Source organism: Acinetobacter piscicola (genome assembly GCF_015218165.1).
Lineage (GTDB): Bacteria > Pseudomonadota > Gammaproteobacteria > Pseudomonadales > Moraxellaceae > Acinetobacter > Acinetobacter piscicola_A.
The window spans coordinates 2,750,175-2,772,201 of record NZ_CP048659.1 but is presented as its reverse complement, the minus strand read 5'-3'; the positions used below and the strand labels follow the sequence as shown (position 1 = coordinate 2,772,201).

The window sequence follows — 22,027 nt, the reverse complement described above, 5'->3', positions numbered from 1 at the left end:
AATTTGTTAGTTTATAAAAATATAGGTTTAGAAATGAAAAAAGCCCGCCACCGAGAGGTGACGGGACTTCTCGGAAAACGAATTAACCTACAGTTTGTAAATCTTGCAAACGGTATACATCCATTGGCAATTTAATCGCTAAAGCTTGGCATACAGCCTCAGCACCGTTCAAAGTTGTCGTGTAGTACACTTTACCTTGAAGCGCAGAGCGACGAATCGAGAATGAATCTTGCTGAGCTTGTTTGCCTTCAGTTGTATTGATAATGAGGTGAATCTCGCCATTTTTCAAGCGGTCGACAATATTTGGACGACCTTCTGTAACTTTATTCACACGTTCACATTCAATTCCCGCAGCTTTGATGACATCATAAGTACCGCCAGTAGCGATCACTTTGAAACCAAGCTCAGTTAATTGTTTTGCAATACCGACTGCACGAGGTTTGTCTGAATCACGTACGGATAAGAATGCGTGTTTGATTTCACCTTCAGTTGGAAGACCAGGTAAGCGATCATTTGAACCAAGCACTGCTTTATAGAATGCTTCACCAAATGTTTTACCTACGCCCATCACTTCACCTGTAGATTTCATCTCAGGTCCAAGTACAGGGTCGACACCAGGGAATTTGTTGAATGGGAATACTGCTTCTTTTACTGCAAAGTGAGTCGGGATGATTTCTTTAGTAAATCCTTGAGATTCTAAAGATTGACCCGCCATACAACGTGCAGCAACTTTTGCTAAAGATTCACCAATACATTTAGAAACAAATGGCACAGTACGTGATGCACGTGGATTCACTTCTAAGATGTAAACGTCATTACCTTTGACAGCATATTGAACGTTCATCAAGCCAACAACGCCAAGTTCTTTTGCCATTGCAATTGTTTGACGACGCATTTCGTCCTGAATCTCTTGAGACAGAGAATAAGGAGGAATAGAACATGCTGAGTCACCTGAGTGAATACCTGCTTGTTCGATGTGCTGCATGATCCCGCCAATCACAACATCTTTACCGTCAGATACGCAGTCTACGTCAACTTCGATGGCATCATCTAAGAAGTGGTCAAGAAGTACTGGTGCTTCGTTAGATGCTTGAACCGCATCACGTAAGTAGCGTTTCAACTCTTCATCGTTGTACACGATTTCCATCGCACGACCACCAAGCACGTAAGAGGGACGTACCACAAGTGGATAGCCAACTTTAGCCGCTTCAGCCATACCTTCTTCAGCAGATTTTACAATGCTGTTGTTCGGTTGACGAAGTTGTAGACGTTGAATCATTTGTTGGAAACGTTCACGGTCTTCTGCACGGTCGATTGCATCTGGAGATGTACCGATAATTGGCGCACCTGCTTCTTCTAAAGCACGAGCCAATTTCAACGGAGTTTGACCACCGTACTGTACGATAATGCCTTTAGGCTTCTCGATACGCACGATTTCAAGTACATCTTCAAGTGTGATTGGTTCGAAGTACAAACGATCAGACGTGTCATAGTCGGTAGAAACAGTTTCAGGGTTACAGTTCACCATGATTGTTTCATAACCGTCATCACGCATTGCAAGCGCTGCGTGTACACAGCAGTAATCGAACTCGATCCCTTGACCAATACGGTTAGGACCACCACCGATCACCATGATTTTGTCACGGCTAGATGGATTCGCTTCACATTCTTCATCGTAAGTTGAGTACATGTAAGCTGTGTCAGATTCAAACTCAGCAGCACATGTATCCACACGTTTGTACACTGGTGTTACGCCCAAGTTCCAACGATGTTTACGGAATTGTTTTTGTGAAATACCCATCAAGTTCGCAATGCGAAGGTCAGATAAACCTTTACGTTTGAATGAACGGATGTTGTCCGCATTCAAATCACCAAAACCTAAAGTTTTGATTTGATTTTCTGTTTTGATGATGTCTTCGATTTGAATCAAGAACCAACGGTCAATTTTAGTCGCTTCAAATACTTCATCAAGGGTGAAACCGTGACGGAATGCATCGCCTACATACCAAATACGCTCTGGACCTGGAACTTTTAATTCAACAAGAATTTTCTCACGTGCACCTTCCGTACCCACAGCGATTTTTTCATCAAAACCACAAGCACCCACTTCAAGACCACGAAGTGCTTTAGACACAGATTCTTGGAAGTTACGACCAATCGCCATGACTTCACCGACAGATTTCATCTGAGTCGTTAAAGTTGCATCAGCTTGTGGGAATTTCTCGAAGTTAAAACGAGGAATTTTCGTAACAACGTAGTCAATTGCAGGTTCGAATGATGCAGGAGTTGTACCGCCAGTAATGTCATTTTTCAATTCATCAAGGGTATAACCGACAGCCAATTTCGCCGCAATTTTTGCAATCGGGAAACCTGTTGCTTTAGATGCAAGGGCAGATGAACGAGAAACACGAGGGTTCATCTCGATCACAACCATACGACCGTCTTTCGGGTTGATACCGAATTGAACGTTCGAACCACCTGTTTCTACACCAATTTCACGAAGTACAGCTAAAGACGCATTACGAAGTAATTGGAATTCTTTGTCTGTCAATGTTTGTGCAGGTGCAACCGTGATTGAGTCACCAGTATGCACGCCCATTGGGTCAAAGTTTTCAATGGTACATACAATGATACAGTTGTCGTTTTTGTCACGAACAACTTCCATTTCGTATTCTTTCCAACCAATCAATGATTCATCGATCAATAATTGGTGAGTAGGAGAGAGGTCGAAACCACGTTCACAGATTTCAATAAATTCTTCTTTGTTATATGCGATACCACCGCCTGAACCACCCATAGTGAATGATGGGCGGATAATCACAGGGAAACCGAAACGCGCTTGAATTTCAAGCGCATGTTCCATGTCTTCTGCAACGTCAGCACGTGGACATTCCAAACCGATTTTGCGCATCGCGATATCGAAAAGTTTACGGTCTTCCGCTTTTTCGATCGCTTCTTTGGTCGCGCCAATCAATTCAACATTGTATTTTTCTAAAATACCGTTGGCATCCAGTGCAAGCGCACAGTTCAATGCTGTTTGACCACCCATTGTAGGAAGAACTGCGTCTGGGCGTTCTTTTTCAATGATGGCTGCAACAGTTTGCCAAGTGATTGGTTCGATGTAAGTTGCGTCTGCCATTGCAGGGTCAGTCATAATGGTCGCTGGGTTAGAGTTGACCAAAATAACACGGTAGCCTTCTTCACGAAGGGCTTTACATGCTTGTGCACCTGAGTAATCGAACTCACATGCTTGACCGATCACAATCGGACCTGCACCAATAATCAGGATGCTTTTAATGTCTGTACGTTTAGCCATGATCGCTCCTTAATTACTTCTTATATGCTTCGATAAGTTCGATGAAATGATCGAACAACGGTGCGCAGTCGTGTGGACCAGGACTTGCTTCAGGGTGACCTTGGAAACTGAACGCAGGCTTGTCTGTGCGATGAATCCCTTGTAGGGTTTGGTCGAACAATGATTTGTGCGTTGCTTTCAAGTTTGCAGGAAGCGTTTCAGCATCTACTGCGAAGCCGTGGTTTTGAGAAGTAATCATCACTGTACCATTTTCAAGGTTTTGTACAGGATGGTTTGCGCCATGGTGACCATGAGGCATTTTTACAGTTTTAGCGCCACTTGCTAAAGCAAGGATTTGGTGACCCAAACAGATCCCAAACACAGGCACATTACGTGCATCTTCAACAATGGTTTTTACTGCTTCAATTGCATAATCACATGCCGCTGGATCGCCAGGACCATTTGACAAGAATACGCCATCTGGATTTAACGCCAACACTTTTTCAGCAGGAGTTTGAGCAGGAACAACAGTCAGTTTACAACCACGGTCTGCGAGCATACGTAAGATGTTGGTTTTGACACCATAATCGTATGCAACAACATGGAACTGAGTTTCAGGTTGAGAGAAACCTTTGCCAAGTGTCCATGAGCCTTCAGTCCATTCGAAACCTTCAGGATCGCAACATTCTTTGGCAAGGTCTAAACCATTTAGACCACCAAAAGCACGTGCTTTTGCTAAAGCTTCTTCTTCAGTAATGTTTTCACCTGCAAGGATGCAACCATTTTGCGCACCTTTGTCACGTAAAATACGTGTGAGTTTTCGTGTATCAATATCTGCAATTGCAACAACATTGTGTTGTTGTAAATACTCAGCAAGAGATTGTTCTGCACGGAAATTGCTATGTAGTAAAGGAAGGTCACGAATGATTAAACCATTCGCCCAAACTTTATGAATACGACCAGATTCTGCATCTTCATTATTGCAACCTGTATTACCGATATGCGGGTAAGTTAAAGTTACAAGTTGTTGTGCATAACTCGGGTCAGTTAAAATTTCTTGATAGCCTGTCATGGCAGTGTTGAAAACGACTTCACCTGTCGTACTTCCCGTAGCGCCGATTGAAGTACCTTTAAAGATAGTACCGTCAGCGAGGGCTAAAATGGCGGGGATGCTCAAACCAAAGCTCCTGATCTAAAACCACAAAAATAGGGCTGTAAAAAAGCGAGTAGACGAAAAAAAAGGAAGGTTAATTAAATCCTACCCTCCTCATGTCTGCCCGCTTATAACTTAACACTGCATTATACGCACAAGTCGCCCCAAAGTCCATGTAAAAAACCATCAAAATGTGAGATATGCTGCTTGAATTTAGATAGATATTCTGCTTTAAAAAAAATGAATAATTCAGAACGATTTTGAAGAATTTATATATGAAATCAAAATTTAAAATTTATTGTTATAGTTTAGTTTGTTAGCGAATATTTTATCGTAAGTGTGGTGATAGATATAATTGAACGGTTGGTAAAAAATGATTTTTGCATTACTTAAAGTAGATAAAAAGTTAGCTTAAATATACATCATATTTTCCTCGATAGTTTGAATATTATTCTTATATGTGTGAATTTGTGCTATGGAAATAAAGAGGATAAGCCATAATTTTTGTATTGGAAAGTACATGTAAAATAAGCGAGAGGTAAGAATCACTACATCATCATCGTCGAATTTGGTATTGATTTTTAAATGAGTCGTGGGAAAAACATTCTAATTAGAACAAATAAATCTTCCAAAGACATGTATAGAAAAATAAGCGACATTACACGATTTTGCCTGATCGCTGTGATTTTTTGTGATGATCTATGGCGAGGCTAAATTTTGTAGTGTGATGTGGTGCTGTATCTGTGAATATCTGAAGCGTTGGTTAGAGGGTATTCTTTAATTAGAGCTTTATTTTTTTAATGTTTAAGTCGTTAATGCTGAGTGCAAGAAGATAAAGCAAAAGGGAGTACCTTTTGCTGATATATCTTAAAATGTATGCAACCAATCACGTTTGTTATGAAAATCAGCATTTGGACTGCTGTGTTGCATGGCAAAAAAATGTTTACCTTGGGTGGTATTTAAAACTGCCGTTAAGCCAATAAATAGATCATCCCATTTTAATTTATGTTTGAGCATAAACTCGGTCAGATCAAGGCTAACATTTAAACCATAATGCGTACGTTTGAGTTGATTGAGTTCAATATCTTCGGCAGCAACAGGTGGCATCAGCTCAGGATAGCGATATTCTTCAAAAGCATACGCTTGCCATGCCTGAGATGGGGAGAGGTTGATTTCGCGATAGAAATCTTCACCTTTAACCCCAATAAAGACTTCAAAACAGGTATTTTCCCATAAAAAGTCGATACGAGGATGAGAAGCCACTAATTCAGGATATTGAATAAATTGATTGGGATCACGTAACCAATAACCAACATTTAAGGTGAATGGGCTAATGTGTTCAATTGCACCAACCAAAGAAATACTTTGAAAACGGCGATCAAAAGCATTTAGTTCATAACTTGCCATAAGTTTTGCCAGTAAAATGTAATTTTAGTTTGACAAATGTGCGTGGCGAACTAAGTTAGACAACTTTGGATTTTGTTTAGCTGCTTTTTTATAGATCAAAGCAATTTTACCAATGGTTTGTACAACTTCAGCACCTGTAACCTTTGCAATTTCAGTAATCGCAGCAGCACGTACTTCACGGTCTTCGCCAGAAACTTTAATTTTGATCAACTCATGATCATTTAAAGCACGGTTTGTTTCTTCGATGACATTTTCTGATAAGCCTTTATCTCCAATCATCACCACTGGATTTAATGCATGTCCGATTTGACGTAAACGCTTACGTTCTTGGATTGATAAAGCCGCCATAAAGATAACCTAATTTTAAAAACGACTTAGTATAGCAAAACTCAAATTTAAACGCTGCACATTCTCACGAAATAATCGATCAAACTTATTTAAAAAAACATGTCAATAACAATGCATTTAGATACAGTTGTCTACTGCAAAAGCTCAGTTTTTCACGTACAATCTAAAGTTAAATGTCAATTTTATTTAGAGAGTTATGGCTACACGCATTACCAACCAAAAGTTATCTAAAAGTAGTCGTGCGTGGATGAGAGAGCATTTGGATGATCCTTTTGTGAAAAAAGCACAAAAAGAGGGTTATCGTGCTCGAGCTGCGTACAAGCTTCTTGAAATTCAAGAAAAATATAAAATGATTAAACCCGGTATGACCGTTGTTGACTTAGGTGCTGCCCCTGGAAGTTGGTCGCAAATTGCAGGCAAATTGGTCGGTGACAAAGGTTTAGTGATTGCTTCAGATATTCTTGAAATGGATGCTTTACCCGATGTGACCTTTTTACAAGGTGACTTTCGAGAAGAAGAAGTTTTTGAAAAATTGTTAAATATTTTAAATGGACGTACCGTAGACGTTGTAATTTCGGATATGGCCCCCAATACATCAGGTAATAAGGCAGTAGATCAACCTCGCCAAATTTATCTGTGTGAGCTTGCACTTGATTTTGCCAATCGTGTTTTAGGACCAAAAGGGCAATTTGTAGTAAAAGTTTTCCAGGGTGATGGTTTTGATGAGTTTCGTAAGCAAGTCGTCAGTAGTTTTGAGGTATTGAAAACGGCTAAACCTGCTGCATCTCGGGCACGTTCAAAAGAGGTCTTCTTAATTGGACAGGGTCGTAAAAAGGGTTCGCAGCAAGTACAGATTGATGATTAAAATGTGAATTTTTTAAGAATTCTCAGATGCATGTGTTATGTTTGAAATTGTTTCTTAGGGCGTTTGTCGCTTGCGTAATGCGTTAACATTATGCAGTTAAATAACTTTCTTTGAAAAAATTTAAATGAAAAATGTAAATCATGTATGAATTGTCAATAAGTCCTCTTGCCAAGTTGTTAAAAATTGTGCATTTTGTACGTTTTTAAAATTTATTGCGAAATTCATTACTCGCTTTTTTGTTAGGATCACCCTCTAATAGGGCATGATCAAATTAGATTGATATGGGAATAAAGCTTTGAGCGATCTCTTCAAAAACGCCGTTTTGTGGCTTGTGATACTCGGTGTACTGATTTTAATTTTCAGTAACATCAGCGACCGCAATAAGCCTGCTGCGATGAACTATTCTGAGTTTGTTGCTGCGGTAAATGCTGGTCAGATTAAACAAGTCACTATTGATGGTGAAAGAATAAGTGGCGAAAAAACGAATGGTTCAGATTTTGAAAGTATCCGTCCTGCGGTTCAAGATCCTGACCTTATGCCTACTCTAATCAAAAATAACGTTGTTGTTGAAGGTACTGCACCTCAACGCCAAGGTTTGTTGATGCAACTTCTTATCGCAAGCTTCCCTGTACTTTTAATCATTTTGTTATTCATGTTCTTTATGCGCAACATGGGTGGTGGTGCAGGCGGTAAAAATGGTCCAATGAGTTTTGGTAAGTCTAAAGCAAAAATGCTGTCTGAAGACCAAATCAAAGTGACCTTTACCGATGTTGCAGGCTGTGATGAAGCTAAACAAGAAGTTGTTGAAATTGTTGATTTCTTAAAAGATCCTGCGAAATTCAAACGTCTCGGTGCAACCATTCCGAAAGGTGTGTTGATGGTTGGTCCTCCGGGTACAGGTAAAACTTTACTTGCAAAAGCAATTGCGGGTGAAGCGAAAGTACCATTCTTTAGTATTTCAGGTTCTGACTTCGTTGAAATGTTTGTGGGTGTTGGTGCTTCACGTGTACGTGATATGTTCGAACAAGCAAAACGCCATGCGCCATGTATCATCTTTATTGACGAGATTGATGCGGTTGGTCGTCATCGTGGTTCGGGCACAGGTGGTGGTCACGATGAACGTGAACAAACACTGAACCAAATGCTTGTGGAAATGGATGGTTTTGAAGGTAATGAAGGGATTATCGTCATTGCTGCAACCAACCGTGCGGATGTACTGGATAAAGCTTTACTTCGTCCGGGTCGTTTTGACCGTCAAGTGATGGTGGGTCTTCCTGACATTAAAGGTCGTGAACAAATCTTGAATGTTCACTTGAAGAAATTGCCTTCTGTAACTGGTGTAGACGTAAAAGTACTTGCACGTGGTACACCGGGCTTCTCAGGTGCACAATTGGCAAATCTTGTGAACGAAGCTGCATTATTCGCTGCGCGTCGTAACAAGAACACTGTCGATATGCACGACTTTGAAGACGCTAAAGATAAAATCTACATGGGTCCTGAACGTAAGTCGATGGTGATTCGTGAAGAAGAACGTCGTGCAACTGCTTACCATGAAGCAGGTCATGCGATTGTTGCTGAAATTCTTCCAGGTACAGACCCTGTGCATAAAGTAACGATTATGCCACGTGGTTGGGCTTTGGGAGTAACTTGGCAATTACCTGAACATGATCAAACTAGCCATTATAAAGATAAGATGTTGAATGAACTTTCGATTCTTTTTGGTGGTCGTATTGCTGAAGAAGTATTCATTAACCAAATGTCGACAGGTGCTTCAAACGACTTTGAACGTGCAACGAAAATGGCGCGTGCGATGGTGACCAAGTATGGTATGTCTGACAAAATGGGTGTGATGGTTTACGAAGACGAAAACCAAAATGGCTTCTTTGGTAATGTGGGTAGCCGCACAATTTCTGAAGCAACACAACAAATGGTTGACCAAGAAGTTCGCCGTATTTTGGATGAGCAGTATAAAGTTGCACGTGAGATTCTTGAAAATAACAAAGATATCGCACATGCAATGGTGAAAGCATTACTTGAGTGGGAAACCATTGATCGTGATCAAATCCGTGACATCATGGAAGGTCGTGAGCCACAACCACCAAAAGTATATGTTGCAGAAAATCCTGTGATTGATGTAACACCGACAGATGGTGCTGAAACACCACCGCCATTACCGTCATTGCCAAAAGTTTAAAATGATTTAAATCAAACCACCTTCGGGTGGTTTTTTTATATATGGGGAATTTTCAAGTTGAAAGCTCACCACAGATCGGCATTAAAAAGTTAAAATAACATTGGTTATGATGAGGACATGTGGTGATATGAAATTAGTCGCTTTACCGAAACGGATTTTACAGTGTGGTGATCAACAACTTGATTTGTCACAACCACATGTGATGGGAATTTTGAATGTAACACCTGACTCATTTAGTGATGGTGGAAAGCATAATGAAGTTGAGCAAGCAATTGCATTTGCTCAGCAGATGATTGTGGATGGCGCAACTGTAATTGATGTGGGGGGAGAGTCAACAAGGCCTGGTGCTTCTCCTGTTTCTATTCAAGAAGAGCTACAGCGAGTGATTCCTGTCGTACAAGCATTGGCAAAATTAGATGTTGTGATTTCAATTGATACTTCTGAGCCTGAAGTGATTCAAGCAGCCGTGCAAGCAGGTGCACATATTTGGAATGATGTGCGTGCATTGACACGACCTCATGCTTTACAAGTTGCAGCTGATTTGAATATTCCTGTGATCATTATGCATATGCGTGGTGAGCCAACGACGATGAATCATTTAGATCAATATCAAGATGTCACAACTGATGTCATTGATGAGCTAAAGCAACGTGTCGCTGCTGCTTTAGATGCAGGGGTCAAGCCTGAAAATATTATGATTGATCCTGGTTTTGGTTTTGCAAAGAATGCTCAGCAAAATTTAAAACTATTGAATGAGTTATATAAGCTGAATGAAATGGGGTACCCCATACTGTCTGCGCTTTCACGTAAGCGCTTTATTGGTGAGGCATTGGGTGGGGCGGATGCACAAAATCGTGCAGTGGGTAGTGTGACAGCACATCTCATGAGTATTCAGCAAGGTGCATGTATGGTGCGTGCGCATGATGTTAAAGCGATGCATGAAGCTATTTTAGTGTGGAGAGCAACTTTAGCAACAGTGTCTTAACTTTTTGAATCTTGTTTAAAAAGCACGATAAAATTTCACACAATGAGAACATTGTTCTTGTTGTGTTTTTTATTTTGAAGTGAATTTATTAGATTTAGATGTATTTATTTTATTAAATATTTGAAAAATATTAATTTTAATAATATTACAAAAACACTATAAAATCGTGTCAACCTAAATGACATCGCATATTGCGAAAAAAATGTATTGTTATAATATAACAATTGAAATGTATCGATATAAATCAAAACAAATATGAAGAATGATGAATTGAGGGTTGAGTGATGAAAATGAAATATACAATTTTAGTGGCATCAATGCTGACGATATTACTTTCAGGTTGTTCTAAAAAAACCGAAGAAGCCGCAAGTGATCTAGCAGCTACAGAAGCGGTTGCGGCAGATACAAGTGTAGAAGCAGAAGCCTATGGTTCTGAGGGTAATACTGAAAACTATCAGAAAAATGAACAAAATACAGTGAAAAGTGTTGCAAAAGAGCCTGTGTCAACATTTAGTGCTGATGTGGATACAGGAAGTTATGCCAATGTACGACGCTTCCTGACACAAGACAAAACCTTGCCACCTGTAGATGCAGTGCGTGTAGAGGAGATGATCAACTATTTTAACTATCATTATCCGCAGCCTATAGGTCAACATCCATTTTCGGTCAATACTGAAACTGTAGATTCACCTTGGCAAGCCAATGCAAAAGTGATTCGTATCGGGATTCAGGCTAAAAATATTGATCAAAAACAACTTCCTCCTGCAAACTTGGTATTTTTAGTGGATGTTTCAGGCAGTATGGATGAGGAGAAAAAGTTACCTTTAGTGAAAAAAACCTTAACAATTTTAACTGAGCAGCTTCGTCCTCAGGATAAAGTGACTTTAATTACATATTCTGGGCATGAGGAGATTGTGCTTGAGCCAACTTCGGGAAATGAAAAAAGCAAAATTTTAAATGCCATTAATGAACTTTCAGCAAGTGGTTCGACTTCAGGTGAAAGTGCGATTCAAATGGCATATCAAGAAGCACAAAAAACTTTTATCAAAAATGGAATTAACCGTATTTTAATTGCTACAGATGGGGATTTTAATGTCGGTATTACAGATTTTGATACCTTAAAAAATATGATTGCTGAGAAGCGTAAAACAGGTATTTCATTTACCACCTTAGGGTTTGGTCGTGGTAATTATGATGAGCAGCTTATGGAGCAATTGGCGGATGCGGGTGATGGGAACTATAGCTATATTGATAATGAAAATGAAGCGAAGAAAGTCTTAAAGCAACAGCTGAGTTCAACACTGGCAACAGTAGCGCAAGATGTAAAAATTCAAGTGGAATTTAATCCTGCTACAGTCAAAGAATATCGCTTGATTGGTTATGAAAATCGAATGTTGCAGCAAGAAGATTTTAATAATGATCAGGTTGATGCGGGTGATATCGGGGCTGGGCATACAGTGACTGCTTTATATGAAATTATTCCAACAGGTCAAAAAGGTTGGTTGGCTGATTCTCGTTATCAGAATGAGGCGAAAGCACACGGGAGTAAGACAGAGTATGCTCATTTAAATTTACGTTATAAATTGCCAAATACAGCAAAAAGTATTTTGTTAACTCAGCCTATTGCTGCTTCATCTATGCCATTAACACAAGCCAGTGTGGATACACGTTTTGCACTTGCTGTTGCAAGTTATGGGCAGCGATTAAAAGGTGGTAAATATAATGGTGCGATGGGGTGGGATGATATTGTGCAATTGGCGCAATCTGCGAAACAACCTGATGAATTTGGTTTAAAAGATGAATTTATTGGTTTGTTGAAAAAGGCAAAAAGCTTAAGTTCTGATCAACCTACAGTGCAACAGGTGAATAGAGCCTCTTAATTTATGAGGGAGAAGTTTGTTGTTTTGTATGCATTATGTTATATAGATGCGCTTATCGAATGCTAAATATTAGGTTCATATGTTTAACGATTTACTTCTCCCAATGTTTGACGATGACTACTACCCAGATATTTTGGTTGCCGAAGTCAAACAAATGATTGAAAAATTTGCAAAAAATATTGCAAAATCAAGTTTAAGTGATGATGAGCTTTATCATGTAGCACACAGTACTGTGGTGGAAATTAATAAAATGAAGCCACAGTTTGAAGATCTTGATTCATCTTTGGATGATACGGCGGCGGACTATATTGCGGAAGCGATGATGATGGTGGCGCAAGATCAGGGTTATATGGATGTTGAAATGGAAGAATTGATTTCAAATAGAGAGTGGTAATCCGCTCTTTATTTTTGCTTAATTAAATTTATTTAACGTTAAACATAAATTTTAGATATAAAAAAACCTGCATATTGCAGGATTCTTTATTGCACCATTTTAAGAAATATTAAAATGGTGCCCGAGGCCAGACTCGAACTGGCACGCTTTGTGGGCGGGGGATTTTAAATCCCCTGTGTCTACCGATTTCACCACTCGGGCATGAGCGCAATAATAAAGAACAAAATAAATCTTGGCAAGCGCATTTGCGATTATTTGCTTTCTTTTCAATCAATTCGATCATGCTTGCTATAAAAATCAGCATTTTTATCGAAAAAATGCAAAATTTCGTGGAAAATTGAGTTGTATCCCTTTGGTTTGAATGGGGTGATTTGTCGAATTGCTTGGATGGTTGGATTGCGTGAAGGTGTGAGACTTGTTTAGCTTACATTAAACTATCCATATATTCATCTAAGTCGATAAATTTATAACTTTTACACAAATCATTTTCATATTTTAATAGCTTGATATGTAATTCAAGGTATTCGGTCAGTTGTGCTTGTGATTTTTGTGCTTCAGGTGAGTCTTTTTTAGCAAGCTTTAATTTTGATTTCGCTTTTAAGACTTGTTTATATGACCAAAAACAGGCACGGCGCATTTGTTGTAATTGGTAATAATCAATATCACAGGTATTTTCCCTAAACATATTTTCCTTATAAAACTTTACAAAGCCAAAACTTAGAGCGAAAAAGAACAGTACACCTTGTAAAAACATACTTTGCATAAAGGCGATATTGAGCGTTTGTAAAATAATAATAGCAGCAAGTTTTAGGGGGATATTTTTAAATTGCAGATATAAATGTGTGGAGCTGTGTTTAATTTGTTTGATAATGATCGGCACAATCAGCATGAAAAATAACATGATGATTAATATGGCAATACCTTTGGCTTGTGTGGCATCAAATTGTTGAAAATGAGTCTCTATGTAATGTCCAAGTACAAAATCAATGCTCACAAAAATCATTGCCGCAAGCACCCAAGGGATGAATTCCCGTAATTCATCCAAAATTCCTTTGGTTTTAATTTGACTATAAAATAAATAGTTGCGTTTAAACGCTTGCGGGTATTTTTTTTCTAATTGCTGTAAATAGAGAGTGGTTTGCTGGGTTTTGCTCATATTGCTCATGAGAAGTTAAATCGGGTAGAAATAGCTTCTTATCAAATTAGAAAGTTTAGTCGGTGAATATTGTACGTGTTGAATAGAAAAGAGGGCAAGAGATTATCAAGCATTACTGATTTTAAAAAATTGATGATGCGGAAAATTTAAATCATGATTTGCATAGAGATGGATCTGCTGATTTGGTTTTAATCGCTTAAGAGATGTTTTATTGTGATTGGGTTGAGAATGATGGCTGTTGATAAATTTTAGGCATAAAAAAACCTGCATATTGCAGGATTCTTTATTACACCATTTTAAGAAGTATTAAAATGGTGCCCGAGGCCAGACTCGAACTGGCACGCTTTGTGGGCGGGGGATTTTAAATCCCCTGTGTCTACCGATTTCACCACTCGGGCTTAACAAGATGTGGAGGTAGGAGCCGGAATCGAACCGGCATTTACGGAGTTGCAGTCCGCTGCATCGCCATTCTGCCATCCCACCATCTCTTGGTGATGCACATATTATCAATGTTTTAAAAAAAAACAATACTTATGTGAATGTGGATGCACATAATTTCGGCATATAGAATAAAATAGTCAAAATAATCATGTATTATGTGCGAAATTGATTCAGATCAACATTGGAGATGTGCCGTGGCATTAGTTTTAGATGGTCGTGCATTGGCAAAAAAAATTGAAGCTGACTTGTTAACACGTGTAGAAGCGTTAAAAGCAAAAACAGGTCGTACCCCAATTCTAGCAACAATTTTAGTTGGGGATGATGGCGCATCTGCAACGTATGTGCGTATGAAAGGAAATGCATGTCGTCGTGTCGGTATGGATTCTTTAAAAGTTGAATTGCCGAGTGAAACGACAACTGAGCAATTATTGGCTGAAATTGAAAAATTAAATGCCAATCCAGATGTACACGGTATTCTTTTACAACATCCTGTGCCTGCACAAATTGATGAGCGTGCATGTTTTGATGCAATTTCATTGGCAAAAGACGTAGACGGTGTAACTTGTCTTGGTTTCGGTCGTATGGCAATGGGTGAGGCTGCTTATGGTTCAGCAACGCCTGCCGGTATCATGACGATTTTAAAAGAAAACAACATTGAAATCGCAGGTAAGCATGCGGTGGTTGTAGGTCGTTCAGCGATTTTGGGTAAACCGATGGCAGCGATGTTGCTTGAAGCAAATGCAACAGTCACTATTTGTCATTCACGTACTCAAAACCTTGCTGAGTTTGTGAAGCAAGCTGACATTATTGTGGGTGCTGTAGGTAAAGCTGAACTCATTCAAAAAGATTGGATCAAACAAGGTGCTGTTGTGGTTGATGCGGGCTTCCATCCACGTGATGGTGGTGGTGTTGGTGATATCCAACTTGTTGGGATTGAGGAAATTGCATCGGCTTATACGCCTGTTCCAGGTGGTGTAGGTCCAATGACCATTACGACTTTAATTCGTCAAACTGTAGAAGCTGCTGAGAAAGCATTAGGTTAATAAAATACCTTACCCTAACCCTCTCCTAGTAGGAGGGGGACTTTCAAGATTAAAATGAATTAAAAGAAATCTCATGAGCTGTACTTTCCAATTGCCAAAAGCCCCGCAACATTTACTTGATGCTTTGCATGAAGTGATTCCACACTGTGAATTACTTGCACAGCAGTTGCCTGAAACACCGATTTCTTTATGGTTGATTCCGCCTGTATTTCCAACCGATCGTTTAGATGATGAAGTAATTCGTCGTATTTGGAATGATACGCCGTATTGGATCTTCTGTTGGGCTTCAGGTTTGGCAATGGCGCAATGGTTACTTGCTGAGCCTCATCATGTCAAAGATAAAGTCGTGTTGGATTTTGGTGCTGGTTCAGGCGTCGTTGCGATTGCTGCGAAAATGGCAGGTGCAAAGCGTGTGATCTGTTGTGATATTGACCAAGTTAGTCTAGATGCATGTCGTGAAAATGCCTTGCTGAATGATGTAGAACTGGAATATTTAGATGATTTATATCGAGCAGAGCAGGTTGATGTGTTGCTTGCAGCGGATGTTTTATACGATCAATGTAATCGTTTTTTCTTGGATGAATTTTTAAAATTTTCCCCAGAAGTCTGGGTGGCGGACAGTCGCGTGAAAAATTTTAGTCATCCTCATTATCAAAAGTTGGATGAACGTAGTGCCACGACTTGGCCAGATCTAGATGAAGCCAAAGAGTTTCGCAATGTAAGTTTTTACAAGACGCTATAAAAAGCGTCTTTTTTATGACAAGAATTCTTGTTAGATTGCTCAAGCTCACCGTATTGTGATGCAGTTATACCTTTTAAACGATCAATAATTTTAAGCTTACATACGAAGAATTTGAAAATGCTCGAACAAAGAAAATTAGAATTGCGTGAATATCGAGAGATTTTACAGCACATGTTGAATCTATTTCAAAATGCACAATTTACTCAATTAAATCATTTTTATGATGCGATTTATCCCATCAGTTTACAGGCTAAAGTAAAGTCTAATTTACCCATTCAACAGCAGTTTTTTGAATGGTGTGAGGTGGAAAAGTTTCAAAATATAGCCCATTGGGATCAGCAGCAGCTTGCTGCGCAGTTCAATCTATGGCATCAGCAAGCACCCAGTTTATATAGTGCTTATTTGTTAGGGCAGCTTTGGAGCAATATTGCTTCAGCAGAACGTGGCTCAGACTATGCGCATACTGTTAGCCAAGCAGCATGGGATCGGGCAGAAATTGCCAAAGATATGTCTTTTTATTGGTGCATGCAAGCGATTGAAATTGATGATAAATGTCCTTGGGTGTATTTAAGCTTATTACAATTAACCGGTTTTTTGCGTTTGCCGTATTGGTTTTGGAATAGCACTCATGTTGTTTCTGCACAAGAGCATTACAGTGCTGAAAGTTTGGCATTTTTACACAGTTTAGGGCAGGCTATTCCACAAAATCTGCGTGTGCCGAGTCAACTGCCTGCACCTAGTGATGAAGAAAAAGAATATCCTGTGTTGTATTGGTTAAATCGAGCTTTGGCATGCGATGCAGCGTTTAGTCCAATCTTGAGAAATTATGTTTATTATTTATACCCACGTTGGTATGGTCATGAACATGACAGCATAGATGCATTTTTACAAAGTCCAATTTGTCAAAATTTGCCACAAGAAAAATTTAATGAGTTATTAATTACCAAATATTATGATTGGTTGGAATGTGAATATCCTAATATTTCAGATCAAGCACGTGTGTTGCAATATGAAAAATTATTTGAAGACATTATTCAGTTTGACTTAAATAATTTTCGCCATACAGAGGTGCTACTGCAATATACACGCTTTTTAGAGTGGAATATAACCAATGATGAGCAGCAACTTTATGGGCGAAGTTCGCATTTTGCGCAACGTTTGGTTGAAGTGGTCGATTTTTTACTGAAAGAGCATGAGTATGATTTATTTTGGGCAGTAGATGCACATGAACGTTTGGTGAGCAATCTGTGTTGGTTATTTGTCAAATTTCCTGAAATTATTCAAGATCATCTGCATTTACGTTATCGTCTATTGAGTTTGGTGCAGCCTTTTGAAGATAGTGCATTTATCATGACGATTGTAGCAGCAGCTTCTGAGGCAGGTATTTGGGGATTCCGTAAAGGCGAATACGTTTTAGACCCTGAAAAAGTCATTGCACATGATGATGCAAACAGTACCTATACGGCTGAATATGCTTTGCGACTGTTTTATGTTGATCGTCAATATGTGACGGTACATAAAATTTTGTGTGCATTGGCCGTGCAGGGACATGCACATAGTGCCTATGAGCTCAGTCTATTGTTAAAAGGTCAAGGTTTTGGTGAACATAGTGAAATGGCACACTACCGTGATGAGGACTTGTCTCGACAATGGTTAGAACAAGCGGTTGCTTTGGGGCATCCAGAAGCAATTGCTGAGCAGGCTTTACAGCGATATAACACGTTGATGGCGCAAGACAGCAAGCCGCAAACACAAGTACAAGCTATTTTGCAGCAATTAGAGCAGGCAGCACAATTAAAACAAAGTCAGGTATTTAGTTCTTATATTCACCTCATGAATAATGAAGGTACATTCGAACAGCAACAGCGCCTTTTACAGGAGATTATCCCTGAAATCATGTTGCATCAAGATTATGAGCAACATGCATGGTTGGCATATTTATATGCTTTTAGTTGTGAAGATGGTATGGGAATTGAAAAAAATCGCTATTTGGCATTGTTTTGGATCGATCAAGCTTTGCAACTTGCACCAGATGAAGAGGAATATCGGGAATTATTTGAAAAATGGCATAAGCCATCGGGGATATTTTTTGCCAAATCTCGCTTTGAAGAAAAATTAAAGCAGGGCAAAGAACATATTCCTGACTGGATGCTGCATATTGCTGCGCAATTTATGCAATTAAAAGATACAGAAACGGTATATTTTGAATAATGAGAAGATGTGGTGAGTGTTTGTAAAAATAAAAGCGCAAATCAGTTTGCGCTTTTATGTCTAGCAGCAAGAAATTTATGAACAGGTATAGCGCACGACATGTAAGGTACTTGGGCGTGTTTCAAGTGCCTGACGTGTGGCATAATTTTCACTGCTATTCATGCTTTGGGTGTTGGATAAGCCAACAGATGTACGTGAATGCCCCAATTGTACGCCGTACTGTTCTTCTGGAATTGCAGCAGGATTTGCGATTTCATTGGCACTGAGTACTGAAATTTTATAGTTTTTATGCATTCCCAAAACTTTTTGGCAAGCACGTTGTAATTTATTGGCATCAAGTTGTTGGTTTGCTCGACCTGCTAATGTATAGGCAATTGTTGCTGAAGTTGCGGTTTGATTTTCAATTTGATAACCCGTGACACCGTTATATTGGCGTGGGGTAGTTTGACAAGCGCTTAACCCTAAAATAACGAATCCTAAACCTAATAATCCAATTTTTTTCATCTTTAGTCAGTTCCACACTATTATTGTTTTAAGTATGCCATAGCTCTACAGATTTAACGATGACTGATTTGCTTATTCAAAGCATATGACTTTTGAGCAATACGCTTTAAAAAGCCATATGTTTGATTTTAAATTAATCGATATATAGGTGAATATTCAATTAATTATCAGTGATTAAACTGTGTTTTTTGGTGTCACGCATAAAGATATATGTGATGAGAGATAAGCCAATCATAAATGTAATGTAATAAAAGAAATAATTTTCATGTCCTGCATTTTTGAAACTTAAGGCCACAAGTTCGGCTGTTCCCCCAAATAAAGTATTGGCAATTGCATAAGGCAATGCGACACCTAAAGCACGAATATGGGGTGGAAATAATTCAGCTTTTACAACGGCATTGATTGCGGTATAACCTGTCACAATGATCATGCCGCTCATACATAACAAGAACGCCGTGGTTGTATCTGTTGTTGAACCTAAGTGGTTGAAAATCGGTACAGTAAATATTACACCGAGTACCCCAAAGGCGATCATAATGGGTTTACGGCCGATTTTATCTGACAATGCACCAACAGCAGGTTGAATAAGCATAAAAATAAAAATAGCGGCAGTGGTGATTTCAGTGGCTGTGGTTTTTTCAAAACCTGATGTATTGACTAAATATTTTTGTAAATAGGTGGTAAAGGTATTAAATGCTAAAGTTCCCCCAGCGGTGAGCATAATCACAGTGAAAGCTTGTTTAGGATATTTGGTAAATAAAGCCAAAGCACCTGATTTTTCACCACCATTTTTAGTTTGTTCTTGGGCTTTTTTTGAAGACTCGGTTTCAACTAAACCACGACGAATCCAAAATACGACAATGGCAAGTAATGCACCGATAAGGAACGGAATACGCTAGCCCCAAGCATACAATGCTTCTTCACTTAAAGTACGTTGTAATAAGATCAGCACACATAATGCTAAAAGTTGACCTGAAATTAAGGTGACATATTGGAAACTTGAGAAGAAACCACGATGATTTTTTCCTGCCATTTCGGTCAAATATGTTGCACTTGAGCCATATTCACCACCTACACTTAAGCCTTGAATAAGACGTGCAAACAATAAAATGGCAGGTGCTAGCATCCCAACAGAATCATAGGTTGGCGCACAGGCAATCAGAAGGGAGCCGACACACATGAGCGAAACAGAGAGAGTTAAACCTGCTTTACGGCCCTTGCGATCTGCATAAATTCCCATAATCCATGCGCCAATAGGACGCATTAAAAAACCTAAAGCAAAAACAGCCGCTGCCTGTAAGAGCTTGACTGTATTATTACCGTCTGGAAAAAATTGTGATGCAAAATAAAGGGTAAACGCAGCATATACGTACCAATCATACCATTCAACAAGGTTACCTGCTGAACCACCAAGGATTGATTTAAAACGTGTTTTATTATCAAGTGGCGCAGTTGCAACTTGAGTGGAAGATTCTGACACAACAATTCTCCAAGAAATGTTGGCAAAATACATCCTTTTAAATTCTCTAAAGGAAAACTCAAAAAAATATATTTTGTGGGAAAGGGAGATTTACAAAGATCGTTATACGCCGATGTTTTTGAGAAGTCATTCGACTTTAGTTGTAAATTTGCTTTGTAATTGAGCATGTGTATTGATCTAAAATAAATATCAATCAGAGAATAAAAACGGAGGATGCTGATGGAAAATCAGGTATTAAAAAATTGCATGCTATAACAGAAAAATGTTGAAACTGTGTTAGATTGAATCAGATATTAAAATATAAACAATAAAACTATTTCACGATCACGGTTAAAAGGGGAAGGCAATGCAAGAACATTTAACAACATATGATGTCTGTGTGATCGGTGGTGGAATTAATGGCGTTGGAATTGCAAATGATGCTGCTGGGCGCGGGCTTTCAGTATTTTTATGTGAAAAAGACGATTTGGCGAGTCATACCTCTTCAGCGAGCAGTAAACTCATTCATGGTGGCTTACGTTATTTAGAGCATAAAGAATTTCGTTTAGTGCGTGAAGCATTGCTTGAACGTGAAGTGCTGCTGGCGAAAGCACCGCATATTATTCGTCCACTACGTTTTATCATGCCACATCAACCACATTTAAGACCTGCATGGTTGATTCGGACAGGCTTGTTTTTCTATGATCATTTAGGCAAAAGAGAGCAATTAGCAGGCTCAAAACATGTGAAATTTCACACAGAGAATAGCCCACTTAAAAATGAAATTAGCCAAGGTTTTGAATATTCAGATTGTGCAGTAGATGACAGTCGTTTAGTGATATTAAATGCATTACAAGCCAAAGAAAAAGGCGCAAAAATTGTAACACGTTCACGCTGTTCGGCTGTAAAAAGAGAAAATGGACTATGGAAAATAGACATTGAAAACGCAAAAGGGAGTTATAGCATCCAAGCTAAAGTTTTAGTTAATGCAACGGGGGCTTGGGTCACGCAATTTTTAGAACATATCGTCCAAGTCCAGTCTGAATATGCAATTCGTATGATTCAAGGTAGTCACATCATCGTGCCTAAAATGTACCCTGAAGATAAAGCTTTTATCATGCAAAATGATGATCAGCGCATCGTATTTGCGATTCCATATTTAGAAAAATTTACCTTAATTGGTACGACAGATCAGGAATATCATGCAGATCCGAATCGGGTTGAGATTACCCAAGATGAAATTGAATATCTACTCGATGTCTGTAATGATCACTTTAAAAAACAACTGACACAAGCTGATATTTTGCATACATTTTCTGGTGTGCGAGCGCTCTGTGATGATGAGTCTGACCAAGCTGCCGCAGTTACACGAGACTATACCTTAACGTTAGATGATGATGTCAATCAGGCACCACTCTTGGTGATTTTTGGTGGGAAAATTACCACCTATCGTAAGTTGGCAGAAGCTGCTTTAGCAAAAATTCAACCATTTTTTAATGCGGTTGGTCAAGCATGGACTGAAAAAGCTTTGCTTCCTGGTGCTGAAAATTTACATTCAGTTGATACATTGGTGGAGCAGATTTTAGTCAAAGTTAAAGCACTTGCAAAAGAAACAGCAATGCGTTGGGCACATGCTTATGGTACACGTGTCTGGAATTTTTTAGCGCATATTAATCATGCTCAAGAATTAGGACAGGATTTTGGCTTTGGTTTATATGCGCAAGAAGTTAATTATTTGGTTGAACATGAATGGGCAATGAAGAGTGAAGATATTTTAAAGCGTAGAACTAAGCTATATTTGGAGTTCAATGGCGAACAAATTCAAGCATTGAATACATATTTGATTGAACTACATGAAAGAAGGCTGCAAAAAGATGTTGCATAAGAAGAGCTTTATATTTTATTAAGTGGTTTTATTGTGAGGTGAAGGGGCGTTGTTAACACCCCTGA

The 22,027-nt window shown here is 39.0% G+C and carries 15 protein-coding genes, 3 tRNA genes and 1 pseudogene; 9 read left to right on the top strand and 10 right to left on the bottom strand.

Annotation, left to right across the window (positions count from 1 at the left end; genetic code table 11):
• Positions 1-82: 82 nt before the first annotated feature.
• From carB to yhbY, 4 genes are all read right to left on the bottom strand, one after another.
• Complete coding sequence (gene carB / locus G0028_RS13570; protein ID WP_130074927.1) at positions 83-3,316, bottom strand: carbamoyl-phosphate synthase large subunit; 3,234 nt, start codon at positions 3,314-3,316, stop codon at positions 83-85.
• A gap of 13 nt (positions 3,317-3,329) precedes the next feature.
• Positions 3,330-4,472, bottom strand: coding sequence for a glutamine-hydrolyzing carbamoyl-phosphate synthase small subunit (gene carA, locus G0028_RS13565; protein ID WP_130074926.1), 1,143 nt, complete (start codon positions 4,470-4,472; stop codon positions 3,330-3,332).
• An 843-nt stretch (positions 4,473-5,315) separates the two neighbouring features.
• Positions 5,316-5,855, bottom strand: a complete 540-nt coding sequence (locus tag G0028_RS13560) for a DOMON-like domain-containing protein (protein WP_130074925.1) — start codon at positions 5,853-5,855, stop codon at positions 5,316-5,318.
• Positions 5,856-5,879: 24 nt separating this feature from the next.
• Positions 5,880-6,203: a ribosome assembly RNA-binding protein YhbY gene (yhbY, locus tag G0028_RS13555; RefSeq protein ID WP_130074924.1), complete on the bottom strand. Its 324-nt coding sequence runs from the start codon at positions 6,201-6,203 to the stop codon at positions 5,880-5,882.
• Positions 6,204-6,399: 196 nt separating this feature from the next.
• Between yhbY and rlmE the strand changes: the two genes are divergently transcribed.
• From rlmE to G0028_RS13530, 5 genes are all read left to right on the top strand, one after another.
• A complete protein-coding gene (rlmE, locus tag G0028_RS13550; RefSeq protein WP_130074923.1) occupies positions 6,400-7,068 on the top strand; it encodes a 23S rRNA (uridine(2552)-2'-O)-methyltransferase RlmE in 669 nt (222 codons plus the stop codon).
• 295 nt (positions 7,069-7,363) lie between these two features.
• Positions 7,364-9,262 carry an ATP-dependent zinc metalloprotease FtsH gene (gene ftsH / locus G0028_RS13545; RefSeq protein WP_130074922.1) on the top strand — a complete coding sequence of 633 codons (1,899 nt, stop codon included), beginning with the start codon at positions 7,364-7,366 and terminating at the stop codon, positions 9,260-9,262.
• A 127-nt stretch (positions 9,263-9,389) separates the two neighbouring features.
• Positions 9,390-10,247 (top strand): dihydropteroate synthase, encoded by an 858-nt coding sequence (folP, locus tag G0028_RS13540; RefSeq protein ID WP_130074921.1) that lies wholly within the window; start codon positions 9,390-9,392, stop codon positions 10,245-10,247.
• Between the two features lie 284 nt (positions 10,248-10,531).
• Positions 10,532-12,127 carry a vWA domain-containing protein gene (locus G0028_RS13535; protein ID WP_180045309.1) on the top strand — a complete coding sequence of 532 codons (1,596 nt, stop codon included), beginning with the start codon at positions 10,532-10,534 and terminating at the stop codon, positions 12,125-12,127.
• 79 nt (positions 12,128-12,206) lie between these two features.
• Positions 12,207-12,521, top strand: a complete 315-nt coding sequence (locus tag G0028_RS13530; RefSeq protein WP_130074919.1) for a DUF5713 family protein — start codon at positions 12,207-12,209, stop codon at positions 12,519-12,521.
• A 115-nt stretch (positions 12,522-12,636) separates the two neighbouring features.
• On the opposite strand, the gene G0028_RS13525 is transcribed toward G0028_RS13530, so the two are convergent.
• The 4 genes from G0028_RS13525 to G0028_RS13510 form a co-directional block, all read right to left on the bottom strand.
• Positions 12,637-12,722, bottom strand: a tRNA-Leu gene (locus G0028_RS13525).
• A gap of 223 nt (positions 12,723-12,945) precedes the next feature.
• Positions 12,946-13,677, bottom strand: a complete 732-nt coding sequence (locus G0028_RS13520) for a hypothetical protein (protein ID WP_180045308.1) — start codon at positions 13,675-13,677, stop codon at positions 12,946-12,948.
• 312 nt (positions 13,678-13,989) lie between these two features.
• Positions 13,990-14,075, bottom strand: a tRNA-Leu gene (locus G0028_RS13515).
• Between the two features lie 11 nt (positions 14,076-14,086).
• Positions 14,087-14,160 (bottom strand) — tRNA-Cys (locus G0028_RS13510).
• 152 nt (positions 14,161-14,312) lie between these two features.
• Between G0028_RS13510 and folD the strand changes: the two genes are divergently transcribed.
• From folD to G0028_RS13495, 3 genes are all read left to right on the top strand, one after another.
• The gene (gene folD / locus G0028_RS13505) at positions 14,313-15,161 is read left to right on the top strand and encodes a bifunctional methylenetetrahydrofolate dehydrogenase/methenyltetrahydrofolate cyclohydrolase FolD (RefSeq protein ID WP_180045307.1); all 849 of its coding nucleotides are present in this window, start codon (positions 14,313-14,315) and stop codon (positions 15,159-15,161) included.
• Between the two features lie 73 nt (positions 15,162-15,234).
• Complete coding sequence (locus G0028_RS13500; protein WP_180045306.1) at positions 15,235-15,903, top strand: class I SAM-dependent methyltransferase; 669 nt, start codon at positions 15,235-15,237, stop codon at positions 15,901-15,903.
• Between the two features lie 117 nt (positions 15,904-16,020).
• Complete coding sequence (locus tag G0028_RS13495) at positions 16,021-18,114, top strand: DUF4034 domain-containing protein (RefSeq protein ID WP_180045305.1); 2,094 nt, start codon at positions 16,021-16,023, stop codon at positions 18,112-18,114.
• A 75-nt stretch (positions 18,115-18,189) separates the two neighbouring features.
• Here the strand turns inward: G0028_RS13495 and G0028_RS13490 are convergent, their stop codons facing one another.
• Complete coding sequence (locus tag G0028_RS13490) at positions 18,190-18,618, bottom strand: hypothetical protein (RefSeq protein ID WP_180045304.1); 429 nt, start codon at positions 18,616-18,618, stop codon at positions 18,190-18,192.
• Positions 18,619-18,778: 160 nt separating this feature from the next.
• Positions 18,779-20,098: pseudogene (locus G0028_RS13485) on the bottom strand (MFS transporter).
• A gap of 346 nt (positions 20,099-20,444) precedes the next feature.
• On the opposite strand from G0028_RS13485, the gene glpD reads away from it, so the two are divergent.
• Positions 20,445-21,962 carry a glycerol-3-phosphate dehydrogenase gene (gene glpD, locus G0028_RS13480; protein ID WP_180045303.1) on the top strand — a complete coding sequence of 506 codons (1,518 nt, stop codon included), beginning with the start codon at positions 20,445-20,447 and terminating at the stop codon, positions 21,960-21,962.
• Positions 21,963-22,027: the final 65 nt, after the last annotated feature.

Excerpts from the sequence above, each read along its gene's own strand:
- G0028_RS13520 (WP_180045308.1), bottom strand. The coding sequence starts at position 13,677 with ATGAGCAAAACCCAGCAAACCACTCTCTATTTACAGCAATTAGAAAAA.
- G0028_RS13500 (WP_180045306.1), top strand. The coding sequence starts at position 15,235 with ATGAGCTGTACTTTCCAATTGCCAAAAGCCCCGCAACATTTACTTGAT.
- G0028_RS13560 (WP_130074925.1), bottom strand. The coding sequence starts at position 5,855 with ATGGCAAGTTATGAACTAAATGCTTTTGATCGCCGTTTTCAAAGTATT.
- G0028_RS13490 (WP_180045304.1), bottom strand. The coding sequence starts at position 18,618 with ATGAAAAAAATTGGATTATTAGGTTTAGGATTCGTTATTTTAGGGTTA.
- glpD (WP_180045303.1), top strand. The coding sequence starts at position 20,445 with ATGCAAGAACATTTAACAACATATGATGTCTGTGTGATCGGTGGTGGA.
- yhbY (WP_130074924.1), bottom strand. The coding sequence starts at position 6,203 with ATGGCGGCTTTATCAATCCAAGAACGTAAGCGTTTACGTCAAATCGGA.
- carB (WP_130074927.1), bottom strand. The coding sequence starts at position 3,316 with ATGGCTAAACGTACAGACATTAAAAGCATCCTGATTATTGGTGCAGGT.
- folP (WP_130074921.1), top strand. The coding sequence starts at position 9,390 with ATGAAATTAGTCGCTTTACCGAAACGGATTTTACAGTGTGGTGATCAA.
- G0028_RS13495 (WP_180045305.1), top strand. The coding sequence starts at position 16,021 with ATGCTCGAACAAAGAAAATTAGAATTGCGTGAATATCGAGAGATTTTA.
- rlmE (WP_130074923.1), top strand. The coding sequence starts at position 6,400 with ATGGCTACACGCATTACCAACCAAAAGTTATCTAAAAGTAGTCGTGCG.
- G0028_RS13530 (WP_130074919.1), top strand. The coding sequence starts at position 12,207 with ATGTTTAACGATTTACTTCTCCCAATGTTTGACGATGACTACTACCCA.
- G0028_RS13535 (WP_180045309.1), top strand. The coding sequence starts at position 10,532 with ATGAAAATGAAATATACAATTTTAGTGGCATCAATGCTGACGATATTA.